The organism is Sinobaca sp. H24, assembly GCF_023845525.1.
In genome coordinates this window covers 389,058-401,024 of record NZ_JALBWT010000001.1, presented here as the reverse complement: position 1 = coordinate 401,024, position 11,967 = coordinate 389,058, and the positions used below count along the sequence as shown (strand labels likewise).

The 11,967-nt window shown below is 44.2% G+C and carries 14 protein-coding genes and 1 pseudogene; all 15 read left to right on the top strand.

What is annotated here, in order from left to right; all coding sequences use genetic code 11:
* Window positions 1-13: 13 nt before the first annotated feature.
* The 15 genes and pseudogenes from MMY81_RS02260 to MMY81_RS02185 all read left to right on the top strand — a co-directional run bounded on the left by MMY81_RS02260 (window position 14) and on the right by MMY81_RS02185 (window position 11,956).
* The gene (locus tag MMY81_RS02260; protein ID WP_252311475.1) at window positions 14-1,093 is read left to right on the top strand and encodes an amidohydrolase family protein; all 1,080 of its coding nucleotides are present in this window, start codon (window positions 14-16) and stop codon (window positions 1,091-1,093) included.
* Entirely contained in the window at window positions 1,093-1,476 is a 384-nt protein-coding gene (locus MMY81_RS02255; RefSeq protein ID WP_252311474.1) for a Rieske (2Fe-2S) protein, read from the top strand. Before MMY81_RS02260 ends, MMY81_RS02255 begins: the two co-directional genes overlap by 1 nt.
* Before the next feature lie 113 nt (window positions 1,477-1,589).
* Window positions 1,590-2,792, top strand: coding sequence for a CynX/NimT family MFS transporter (locus MMY81_RS02250; RefSeq protein WP_252311473.1), 1,203 nt, complete (start codon window positions 1,590-1,592; stop codon window positions 2,790-2,792).
* Window positions 2,793-2,828: 36 nt separating this feature from the next.
* Window positions 2,829-3,302: a tetratricopeptide repeat protein gene (locus MMY81_RS02245; protein ID WP_252311472.1), complete on the top strand. Its 474-nt coding sequence runs from the start codon at window positions 2,829-2,831 to the stop codon at window positions 3,300-3,302.
* Window positions 3,303-3,336: 34 nt separating this feature from the next.
* Window positions 3,337-4,371, top strand: coding sequence for a LytTR family transcriptional regulator DNA-binding domain-containing protein (locus MMY81_RS02240; protein WP_252311471.1), 1,035 nt, complete (start codon window positions 3,337-3,339; stop codon window positions 4,369-4,371).
* Window positions 4,372-4,509: 138 nt separating this feature from the next.
* The gene (locus MMY81_RS02235; protein ID WP_252311470.1) at window positions 4,510-5,358 is read left to right on the top strand and encodes an ABC transporter ATP-binding protein; all 849 of its coding nucleotides are present in this window, start codon (window positions 4,510-4,512) and stop codon (window positions 5,356-5,358) included.
* Window positions 5,355-6,065, top strand: coding sequence for an ABC transporter permease (locus tag MMY81_RS02230; RefSeq protein WP_252311469.1), 711 nt, complete (start codon window positions 5,355-5,357; stop codon window positions 6,063-6,065). Before MMY81_RS02235 ends, MMY81_RS02230 begins: the two co-directional genes overlap by 4 nt.
* Window positions 6,066-6,224: 159 nt before the next feature.
* Window positions 6,225-7,115, top strand: coding sequence for a cation diffusion facilitator family transporter (locus tag MMY81_RS02225; protein ID WP_252311468.1), 891 nt, complete (start codon window positions 6,225-6,227; stop codon window positions 7,113-7,115).
* Between the two features lie 143 nt (window positions 7,116-7,258).
* A complete protein-coding gene (locus MMY81_RS02220; RefSeq protein ID WP_252311467.1) occupies window positions 7,259-7,915 on the top strand; it encodes a carboxymuconolactone decarboxylase family protein in 657 nt (218 codons plus the stop codon).
* A 448-nt stretch (window positions 7,916-8,363) separates the two neighbouring features.
* Window positions 8,364-8,726: an Asp23/Gls24 family envelope stress response protein gene (locus MMY81_RS02215; RefSeq protein WP_308215194.1), complete on the top strand. Its 363-nt coding sequence runs from the start codon at window positions 8,364-8,366 to the stop codon at window positions 8,724-8,726.
* A 23-nt stretch (window positions 8,727-8,749) separates the two neighbouring features.
* A complete protein-coding gene (locus MMY81_RS02210) occupies window positions 8,750-9,031 on the top strand; it encodes an AbrB/MazE/SpoVT family DNA-binding domain-containing protein (RefSeq protein WP_252311465.1) in 282 nt (93 codons plus the stop codon).
* 76 nt (window positions 9,032-9,107) lie between these two features.
* The gene (locus MMY81_RS02205; RefSeq protein ID WP_252311464.1) at window positions 9,108-9,527 is read left to right on the top strand and encodes a potassium channel family protein; all 420 of its coding nucleotides are present in this window, start codon (window positions 9,108-9,110) and stop codon (window positions 9,525-9,527) included.
* A gap of 57 nt (window positions 9,528-9,584) precedes the next feature.
* Window positions 9,585-10,336 (top strand): annotated as a pseudogene (locus MMY81_RS34865) (SDR family NAD(P)-dependent oxidoreductase).
* A gap of 116 nt (window positions 10,337-10,452) precedes the next feature.
* On the top strand, window positions 10,453-10,980 hold the full coding sequence (locus MMY81_RS02190; RefSeq protein WP_252311461.1) for a hypothetical protein: 528 nt from the start codon (window positions 10,453-10,455) through the stop codon (window positions 10,978-10,980).
* A 19-nt stretch (window positions 10,981-10,999) separates the two neighbouring features.
* Window positions 11,000-11,956 (top strand): alpha/beta hydrolase, encoded by a 957-nt coding sequence (locus MMY81_RS02185; protein ID WP_252311460.1) that lies wholly within the window; start codon window positions 11,000-11,002, stop codon window positions 11,954-11,956.
* Window positions 11,957-11,967 lie beyond the last annotated feature (11 nt).

The following is an 11,967-nucleotide window of genomic DNA, read 5'->3' as shown; positions in this document are numbered from 1 at the left end:
GAGGAGGGTTTATTTGAAAGACTTTGATGAAAGAACTTGTAAGCTGATTGATGCGGATATTCATGAGAAAGTAACGTATGCCGATTTGCTCCCTTATCTGGCGCAGCCTTGGAATCGGTATATTGCAGATGCTAACTGGGTTCAGGAAAAGCATATGCCCTATACCCAGCCGGCGGTAGCCGGGGTAAACCGGGCCGACGCGATGCTCCCGGACGGACGGGACGCGGGTTCTGATCTACCCTTTATGAGAGAGCAGCTGCTGGATGCCTGCGGACACGACATCGGTATTTTAACAGGCGCATTGGATCCTTCCCCTTCTTCCATGCATGGCTGGTACGAAATGGCTGCTGCACTGGCCACAGCCTATAATGACTGGCAGATCGAACACTGGCTCGAAAAAGATGATCGACTGTACGGCTCTGTTCATATTGCAGCCCAGGATCCAAAAACGGCAGTAGAAGAAATTGAACGTATCGGTAATCATCCCAAAATGCTGCAGGTCCTTCTGCCTATTGATGATATTGCCTGGGGAGACCCGATGTATCATCCAATCTATGAAGCAGCGGAAAAGCATGATCTGATGATTGGGATGCATCATAATGAGCCGCCTGTCCAATTTGGAAAGTGGCCCCGTTATTTTATCGAGTGGCATACGCTTATTCCAACGTCCCACATGGTACAGGTAACCAATATGATATTGAACGGCGTATTTGAAAAGTATCCAAAGCTGAAAGTAATGATGATCGAAGGCGGTTTTACGTATGTGCCGTTTTTAATGAAGAAGCTGGATCAGCAGTACAAAGATCTGCGCCATGAGGTACCGTGGGTTACCAAAATGCCAAGTGAAACGATAAAAAACCATTTTTGTTTTACAACGCAGCCCCTCGAAGAAATGACAAAGCGGGAGTGGAACAATCTGGTTGAACAGATGGGCACCGATGATATTATCGTGTTTTCCACCGACTATCCCCACTGGGACTATGACTCTCCTGATCAGGCGCTTCCCAACGGACTAAGCGAGGAGGTCCGCCATAAAATCATGGTGGAAAATGCTCTTCGTTTTTATCCCAAGCTGAAAAGGAGGGAGACGTAATGGAAGAAAAAGTATGTACCATTCAGGACCTGAACTCAAAAGGAATGATTGAACGGACGTTTTCCGGAAAGTCGATTATTATCTGCCGATCGGGGGAAGGTATCTATGCATTTCTTAACCGCTGTCCTCATCAAGGGGCTCCTTTATCGAAAGGGAAAATCGGAGGGTCTCCTGTAGAAACCCAAAATCTGGGCGAATACTGTTTTAAGCGGGAAGGAGAAATTCTCCGTTGTCCCTGGCACGGAAGAGAATTTGATATTACAAACGGGGGAAATACACTGACGCCCGACCGCAGCAAGCTGAAAGAATTCACGATCAAGCTTGAGGGAGAAGACGTAATTGTCTCTACGGAAAAAAAGAAAATAAAAACAGCTCAGCATTAGATTTGGAAAAGTTAGGAAAGCACCGGAGAAATCCGGTGCTTTTTGTTATGATAAGAAGTATATTGCCGAATATAAAATAGAACTCAGTTTGATGAGAAAAAGCGGGGAACATCATGTCATTAGAAACAATGCAGGAAAAAGATCAGAATAAAAAATATCGTATACTGCTTATCATAGGAATTATCCTAATTGCTTTTAATCTCCGCGCAGCGATTACCTCGGTCGGGCCGGTACTTGGATTTATTCGGGAAGATCTCGGCGTAGACCACAGCTCGGTTGGTGTCTTAACCACGATGGTGCTGCTTACGTTTGCAGGCGTCTCGGCGATTGCGTACAGATTCGGAAACAGGGTTGGTCATCAGAGAGCCTTATTCTTAGGGCTGATCGTTCTGGTGGCAGGTATTCTTATCCGAACGGTTCCCAACCTGTGGTTTTTATATGCTGGGAGCGTTGCAGTAGGAGCCGGTATCGCCGTATGCAATGTGCTGCTGCCGGGGGTTATTAAATGGTCCTTTCCAACAAAGATGGGGCTGATGACAAGTATTTATACAACGTGTATGGCGATATCTGCGTCGCTTGCATCCGGACTGTCTGCTCCGATTGCTGAACAGTCAGGCACAGGATGGCAGGGCGCGCTTCTTTTATGGACGCTTCCGGCATTGGCAGGCATTATCCTGTGGGCATTTATTTTACACGGGGAAAAGAAAAAAGCACCGCCTGTAAAAGAAGTCGACCGCACTACCCTTATTTGGAAGTCACCTCTTGCCTGGCAGGTAACATTATTTATGGGATTTCAGTCTATCGGTTTTTACGTCATGATCACGTGGCTTCCGGACATTCTCGTGGAAACCGGCGGCGTGGCATTAACAAGCGCCGGCTGGATGGTGGCAATGATGCAGGCAGCCAGTCTTCCAGCGTCTTTTGTAACACCGATTTTAGCAGAGCGGTTTCGTCATCAGGTCGGCATTATTATTACCATAGGTCTCACAGCTTTAACGGGACTGACGCTGCTGCTCACGGCTTCCTCTTTTCCTATGCTTATTGCAGCGGTTCTTTGTATCGGCCTGGTGCAGGGAGCTAGCATCAGCCTGGCTTTGGCTTTATTTGGTCTTCGTGCAGAAACTGCTGGTAAAGCCGCTGAGCTCTCAGGCATGGGCCAGTCGGTTGGATACTTATTAGCAGCATTTGGACCGCTGATTGTAGGAGTTCTATACGACTGGACGGCTACGTGGAGTGCCGGCCTGATTTTCTTAATAGTTATCGCGGTGTGCCAAATGACAGCAGGCATTGGGGCCGGACGGAATAAATATGTTTAAGAGAATATAGTACAGTTGTCAGCAAAGGAGCCTGCTATGTTAGAAAAAGCAATCGAGCTTCTAAAGAATAAAGAATATAATCAGTCAGAAATTACTTTGTTATCTTTACTAAAAGACCCGGGTTCTAAGGCGGAAGCTGCTTTTCGACTAGCCTCATTATATGATTCGCAGGGAAAAGAAAAGATGGCTGCTGCTTATTATGAAAAAGCTTTATTATTTTCCATTAGAGGAGAGCTTCGGGAAAGAACATATATTCAATTAGGAAGCACCTACAGAGCAGTTGGTGAGTATGAGAAAGCGAAAGAATGCTTGGAGCAGGGATTGCTTGAATATCCTGAAAATCGAGCTATACAGATTTTTTTGGCTGCAGTGTATTACAATATCGGTGAAAGCAAAAAAGCCGCCACTTTATTATTGGAGAATCTAGCAATGACTTCTTCCGACCAGTGGGTCAGCGATTATAAAGAGGCGCTGCTGTTTTATGCAAAAGACCTCGATCAGTCATGGTGAGACTGCGGTTAAATAAAAAACAGGAGATGTTTTTATGTCGGTATTAAAAATTGAAGCTTTGGAAAAACAGAATGAAGATACAGTTATTTTTCCGGCGTTCGGACTGGAAATGTCAGAGGGTCAGGCAGTCGCTCTTCATTCCAATACAAACATACGAAACATTCTCCTGCGTATGCTGAATGGAGACATGAAGGGGTCGAGTGGAGATATTCATGTCCTGAATAAACCCATTTCAACGTTTACGAAGCCCGACTATACCTGTATCGGCGTTTCTTATCTGGATGACGGGCTGTACCCGAGACTCACAGTGAAAGATGTATTTACGTTTTACCGGTCTCTTTACAACTCAAGCAGAACCATTTCGGACGTTCTTCATATGCTTCAGCTCGAATCGAAGCATAAAGTCCGGGTCCAGCACCTTTCCTATTCGGAACAGCGCCGTGTACAGGCAGGACGCCTCTTGTTTCAGGATCCGGCCCTGTTTGTATGGGAAGAAGCAGACCAAAATGTAGATATGGAAACAAAGCGTATTTTTATTAAGCTTATTCAGGAGTTAAAGCAGACAGGGAAGAGTATTCTGCTGCTCACAAGTAATATGGAAAGTGCTATTACAATGGCTGATCATGTCTACAGGCTTGATGAGACCGGATGCCGCTCCATTGAAACGGAAAAAGAAGAACTGCTGGAACCTGCGGAAGAAGATTTTATTGAAGAAATAAAACCAGTGGTTCAGTTCGATAAAGTTCCAACAAAAATTGACGACAAAATTATTTTATTTGATCCTACCGAGATAGATTTTGTGGAAACGTCAGCCGGTCAGGTGCTTATTCATATAAAAGGAGAAGGGTTTCCCGGCGTGTTTACCCTGACGGAACTGGAAAGCAGGCTGCAGCCTTTCGGTTTTTTCCGCTGTCATCGCTCTTATATAGTGAACCTGCAGAAAGTAAGAGAAGTGATTACCTGGACACGAAACAGCTATACGCTCATTCTGGATGACAAGAAAAAAACAGAAATCCCTCTGTCTAAATCCAAAATGGCAGAGTTAAAAGCGATGATCGGCATGAAATAGTGCTTCATTCAACCTGAAAACCGCTCCATTCACATGTCGAATGGCGCTGTTTATCGTAAATATAAGGCGGAGCATCGGTATTTCTCTTATTCTGAAATCAGCAGCAGAACAGCTGACATCCAGCCAGGAGGGGTACTAATGGAATACAGTATCGAAGTGAATAATGTGTCCAAGGTTTTCAGCAATCATGAAGCGCTGAAGAATCTCGATTTTAAAGTGGTCACTGGAGAAATTTTTGGTTTTCTCGGTCCGAGCGGGGCGGGTAAAACGACGACAATTAAAATGCTGACCAATCAGCTCCGGCCGACCGACGGAGAAGCGTTAGTATTAGGGCGCTCCATGACAAAGAGCTGGAAGGATGATTTCCAGCAGCGTATGGGTGTATTAACGGACAACAGTGCGCTGTATGAAAGATTGAGCGTCTATGAAAATTTAAAGCTCTACTGTGACCTTTATAATCTATCGTACAGCCGGATTGAAGAAGCGCTCGAAATGGTGAATCTCGAAGACACGGGAAAAAAGGCTGTGGGAAAGCTTTCTAAAGGCATGACACAGCGGGCAATGCTGGCACGCGCTTTTCTTCATGCCCCGGAGCTTTTGTTTCTGGATGAACCGACTTCTGCTCTTGATCCTGCCAACGCCGCCCATATTTACCGAAGCCTGAAGGAGTTAAATAGAAAGGGAACAACTATCTTTTTGACAACGCATAACATGCATGAAGCTGAAGTGTTGTGTGATCGGGTAGCTTTTTTGGATCACGGTAAGATTCAGCTGTTGGATGCCCCTAAGAAGCTGCGCCGCCAATTTGCCGATAATACGATGACGCTGGAGTTAAAGACCGGCAAAAAAGTAACAATAGACAACGTTCCGGAAAATGCTAAAGCGATGTACACCTATATGGCAGACGAACGGATTGCTTCGATACACACGAATGAACCAACACTGGGAGACATTTTTGTTAAACTGACGGGGAGGGAGCTCGTATGACACCGGCATTAAGACGCATGTATGCTATTTTTCAGAAAGACATGAAAGATGTATCGAAAAATATGTATATTTCTACTACAGCATTAACTCCTCTTATTCTGGCAGTTTTTTACGGACAAATGGATGATATCCCTGTAGATATGTATTATTTCATTATTAACTTTACGTTTGCGATTGTAGCGGTCTTTGTGCAGGCGGCGATTATTGCAGAAGAAAAAGAAAAGAATACGCTCAGAGGACTGATGCTTTCCCCGGCTTCTGTAGGAGAAATACTTATAGGGAAAAGCCTGCTGACGTTAGCCTTTACGGGAATTACGCTGGCGCTTAGTATTTTTCTGGTTGGCTATGAAATTCCTAACGTTCCTGTAATTGTTGCAGCTTTGTTTATTTCCGTGCTGTTTTATACAGCACTTGGTACACTTTTGGGCCTTCTGACAAAAACGGTAATGGAAGCATCTGTTGCTTTGCTGCCGGTCATGTTTGTCTTTGGATTTACTCCTTTAATTGATGCCGTTATTAATCAGTATTCCGCTCTCTCCTTTTTGGAGTACATGCCTAACATGCAGCTTGTTGATCTGGCTTTTCAGATGGAAGCAGGAGGCGGATTCGCGGAAGCATGGCAGCCCCTTTTAATTATTACGGCGTGGTTTGCTGCGGCGCTGGCTGCAGCGTGGATCGTTTATACAAAAAGAATGACAGACAGCTGAAACAAAGCCGGTGCAGAGAAATACTGCACCGGCTTTTTTGGCGGAATGAAACATTGTTAGCAGCTTGATAATAAGTGAGCAATAGGACAAAACGTTGCTGTATCCCCACCCGAGCTCTGCTTGATAGAATAATGAAGAACATTCAAACGGAGGCGGACCATGAAAAATGAAGAAAAATACAAAAAGATAAAAATGGGTGAACGGGGAGCGATGCTGAGTATAGCGGCTTATCTATTGTTAGCTTCCGTTAAGCTGTTTGTCGGGGACGCAGCAAACTCGGAAGCATTAATGGCAGATGGATGGAACAACGTAACAGATATAGCAGCTTCGGCTGCGATATTAGTAGGTTTAATGATATCCCGCAAGCCGGCCGACAGTAATCACCCTTACGGTCATTGGAAATCAGAGTCTATTGCTTCACTTATTGCTTCTTTTATTATGATGGCGGTAGGCATTCAGGTGTTATCCGGCGCGGTGATGTCTGTACTAACCGGAGAGCATGTGACGCCGGAATGGACAGCAGCAGCAACCGGTATTTTTTGTGCTGTCTTTATGTACGGCATCTATCAGTTTAATCGCCGTCTGGGAGAAAAAATAGACAGTCAGGCCGTTAAAGCGGCAGCAAAAGATAATCTATCTGACGTATGGGTCAGCATCGGAGCAGTCATAGGAATTATAGGCGCTCGGTTCTATCTTCCGTGGCTGGATGCAGTAGCAGCGGTTGCCGTTGGATTGTTAATCTGCAAAACAGCATGGGGAATATTTAGAGAGACATCTCATTATTTAACGGATGGCTTCAGTGAAGAGGAACTGGATGCCTATAAAGAAGCCGTTTTTATTGTGCGCGGCGTATCAGATATTCGTGATATTCGGGCGAGGAAATACGGCAATAATACGGTGGTGGACATTGTACTCAGTGTTCCCCCGGCTCTTAGTATTGAACGGGCCCATGATATATCCACTCAGGTAGAAGAGACGCTGGTGCACCAGTTTGATGTGTATGATGTTCACGTTCACGTTGAACCGGCTGCACAGAGGAAGCCGAAATAAAGCCTGTTCCAGCCGGTATTTTGTTTACTTTCATTGTAATAAATGGACTTTTTTCCTGAAAGGCCCTTCACAACGCTTCTTCAGCCTGGCACGGCTTTTGCAAAAGAAAAGGGTGTACTCAATAAGAAAAAAGAGGTGGAATAATGGAAGAAGGAATCTTGTACAAAAAACAATATTTTACCCGCCTGCAGGAATTTTCATCTTTAGCTCCGGAAGCGTTCCGTGCTTTTATCGCTTTCGATCAGCAGGTGATGGAAAGCGGATCACTCGATCTTAAATTAAAAGAGCTTACAGCTGTTGCTGTCGCCCATACAACGGGATGCCCCTATTGTATCGAGCTGCATGTAGGAAATGCTAAAACAGCAGGAGCCTCAAAAGAAGAAATGGGAGAAGCGATTTTAACAGCTGCCGCCCTTAAAGCCGGGTCCGCTCTAGCCCATGGCGTGAATGCCCTAAATGCTTATGATGAAAACAAGGACGATACTCTTTATAAAAAGTCATACTTTGACAGACTCTCTGAGTTCTCGAAGCTTGTTCCGCAGCCGTTTCAAGCATTTGCAGCATTTGATGCCGAAGCGGTAAAGCAGGGAGTGCTGTCCGCTAAAGAAAAAGAACTGATTGCGGTCGCAGTTGCCCACACGACAGGCTGTCCATACTGCATAGAAGTGCATACAAAAGCAGCAAAAGCTGCCGGGGCATCATTGGAAGAGACGGCGGAGGTTATTATGGTGGCGGCAGCATTAAAAGCCGGATCGGCAATGGCGCACGGCGTAAATGCTCTAAATGCTTATGACGAATGAACGAAAACCAGCTTCCCTTCAATGGGAAGCTTTTTCCTCTTATTAGAGGTTGAATATTCTGAATTATTTCTTTTTATACAATCAGATATGTTATATACTAAGCGTAAGATATAGAAAGAAAGAATATGTGTCCAATGAATGGATTTTTTTCCTCTCATGCTTATAAGTGGCCGTAAATGAGAGCATACAGGAGAAATTGTAAGTTTGTTCTTATTGAAAGAAGTGCCGGAGGGCAGTGATTTTTACAGGTTCTTATATACTCCAAGAGCGGATTAGTCTTTCCGGAGGGCATTTGTTACATTGATATTCTAGAAAGGAGGGGGAAGTGCGTAATAGATTATCTCTTGTTCTACAGTTAAATAAGCACTCGAAAATTTAATAGTAAAGGATGGATATTTATGGCTGAAGCACATGCAAATCAACGCGATCTGCACATTGAAACAAAGTTATAGAAAAAATAGCAGCGCTCACTTTAAATGATATTCCAGAGATTTTATCAATGGACGGTGGAGCAGGAAGTAATTTAACAGAACGTCTTGGCAGAAAAGATCTGACAAAAGGCCTTACAGCAGAAGTTGGCAAAAAGCAGGCTGCTATTGATGTAAGCGTCGTGATTAAATATGGATCCAATGTTCCAAAAGTATACGATGAAGCGAAACAAAAGATAAAAGAAAATCTTGCTCAAATGACAGGACTTGAGCTGGTAGAGTTTACAATGGCAGTTTCGGATATTGACTCCGAAGGAGAGGACAAACTCGGTTTCGAAAAAACGGAAACCAGGGAAGATACGGAACAAAGAGTACTTGAATAGAAAATTAAAGGTGGAAGTCATTCATGAAATCAACAGGCATCATTCGTAAAGTAGATGAATTAGGAAGAGTTGTGCTTCCAAGAGAATTAAGACGTTCACTCGATATCGAGCAGAGAGATCCGCTGGAAATTTACGTGGATGGTGATAAAATCATTCTGCAGAAATATAAAGCAAATCACGCCTGCATCGTTACAGGAGATGTAGATGACGACAATATCTCGCTTGCCAACGGCCAGATAGTCTTGAGCCCCGAGGGAGCAGAAGAAGTATTGGAAGCATTGAAAGAGTATACAGCGAAGAAATAAGAAACGTATAACTAATAAAAGGTTTTCTCTCTCTGTCCCAGGGGAACTAAGATAAAGGAGAGAGGGAGAGAGCCTTATGATTTCAACGATATTAATTGGAATGACCATCTTATTTGTTGTGGCAAACCTGTACTACTTTTTTACGAATAAAACACATAAAAAAAGCGGTTTTGACTCAGCTTTATTTTATAAGCTGTTTTTTGTTTTAGTGGCTGTTACATTTGGTTTTGCACTGCTCTATTACTTATTATCTTTTAATGAAGTGATTCTGGTGATCAACGATCCAACTGATGCTATTGCAGATACGGGTTTTTTGAACTGTCTGTACTTCAGCGGGGTGACAATATTGTCAGTCGGGTATGGGGATCTTGTGCCTGTGGGCTCAGCGCGTTTTTTCGCATTAATCCAGGCAAGTATTGGCGTGCTTCTGCCTTCCGCTTATTTTGTGAAAGCCCTGGGAAGTAATGGAAAAGACTCAGAATCTGAATCTGAATGATTTGACAGAAAGCCTATACTTTAATGTAGAGGCTTTTTTATAAAGGAGGAAGATAGCATGAAATATATTATTATTACTGGAGCTTCCAAAGGCATTGGACGGGCCGCGGCCCTGCAGTTTGCCAAAAAAGGAGCTCACCTGTTTTTATCAGCCCGGTCAAGCCTGGAAGAACTGGTGCCGCTGATTGAAAAGCAGGGTGCCTCCGTTTCAGCTTTCCAGGCGGATTTATCAGTTAGCGGAGAAGCCGATAAAATGATGGAAGCGGCGATAGAAGAGATGAGACAAAGTACGCTGGAGGAAGCCGTACTCATTAACAATGCCGGTATGGTTGATCCAGTCGGACCTGCTGCTTCTATAAAAGTGAAGAAGTATCAAAGCATATGGAGCTTAATCTGTCAGCACCGATTGTATGTACCGCACATTTTATCAAAAGTCTGGAGGAAAAGAGTATTCCTAAGACTGTAATAAATATTTCTTCCGGAGCTGCCCACTCTACTATTTTCGGATGGAGTGCCTACAGCAGTTCTAAAGCAGGACTGGAACAGTTTACAAAAACGGCTGCAATGGAGCAGCAGGACACGACTTACCCAGTGTCTATCTATGCATTTTCGCCGGGAATTGTAGATACTCCGATGCAGGAATCGATTCGGTCGGTCAGTAAAGAAAACTTTCGTGATCTGGACCAATTCAAATCCTATAAAAAAGAAGGGATGCTGCTTCCTGCGGAGAAAGTGGCAGAAGCGCTCGAACGGGTTCTTGAACAGCGCCCCAAAGGCGGAAGCTCGCTATCGGTAGAGTCCTACATCTAGAACGTCCGCCGGATGCTGTCTCCGGCGGATGTTTTATGTAAAATATAAAACACACTGCCTTTGTTTTTATCCTAATTTAGAAAGGGTATATGAAAAGAAAGCAGAAGGAGGAAGCGATGCGCAAGTATGTATTTAAAGACAGCAGTTTTTCATCCAATCTTACAGAAATAATAGTAGAAAACAGCCTTGGAGAAGAAGTCGGCTCCATCTATCAGGAAGACCGGCGCGGCTATATAGACAAAGAAGGCTTCACATATAGAACGGCAGAGGGGCAAATGCATTATCTGGGCAGAAAATCATCACGCTTTCCAAAAATGGGTGCGGAATATGGCCTGGCGGGAGAAACACGTACATACTATCTAAAAAGCAAAACAGCGGGTTCTCTATTATATTTTCGCATAGAAGGAAAAATCGACAAAAAGCCGGTTGTTTTAGAAGAAAATTGGAAAGAAGGCCTGAATCTTTCTATGAAAGGAAGGAAGCTGGCTTCTGTGTATCCGGGAACCACTTTTTTTAAAGTGACCTACGAAGTGAGTAAAGAAGTAGAAGAAAATACACCTATATTTGCACTGATTATTTTGATGTATTTCATGCATAAACGACATCAAAAAGAAAACCACGTGCTGGAGGAGATTTTTCAATAAAGAGAGGGTGTGAAGTCCCGTGAAACGTTTATGGGCAGCGGGGTTGGTAACAGGGGGCGGCCTTCTTCTCGGAGGAGCAGGCTGGTATATGCACAGTTATGCTCTTTCAAGGAGAAACAGAACAATGTTGAAACAGGCAGAAGGGAAATCATCCGCTGCTGTAGAAGAAATGAATGAACAGTCGCGCCGCGACTATGAGTGGGCATTAAGCCTGAAGCCTGAATCACTGGAGATCACTTCCTATGACGGGCTTCAGCTTAGAGGGAAATTACTGCGGGCGAAAAATCCAACTCATCGTACGGTTATATTAGCACATGGGTACCGTGCGGAAGTCGGGCTGCGTGATATGGCTTCTCTGGCTAAAATGTATCATGAAGAATTTGGCTTTCACGTGCTCTGCCCCGACAACCGGGCGCATGGGGCAAGTGAAGGAAACATCATTGGTTTTGGCTGGACAGACCGAAAGGATTATCTCGATTGGATAGATGTCATCATACAGCAAGACAAACAGGCGGAAATCATGCTGCACGGCGTATCAATGGGAGGGTCTATCGTTTTGGCTGTGAGCGGAGAAGCTCTTCCTGACCAGGTGAGGGGTATTGTTTCAGACTGCGCTTTTACTTCTATGCACGATCAGCTCGCTCATCAGCTTAAGCAAGCTTTCGGCCTGCCGCCCTTTCCTTTGATGCCTGCTGCAAGCCTTATTAATAAGTGGTATGCTGGACACTTCTTTAAAGAAGCTTCTGCTTTAAAACAGGTAAAAAAAGCGGAGGTTCCTATTCTGTATATTCATGGAAAAGAGGACTATTATGTACCGACTGATATGGTGTACAGGCTTTATGAGCGGACGAATGCAGAAAAGCATCTGTATATAGTGGATGCAGCCGGACATGGTCAGGCTTTCAGCCAAAATAAACAGGCCTATCAAAAGCATGTGGAAGACTTTATAAAGAAGCAGTTAAACAAAACAACATAAATAAAAGCAGC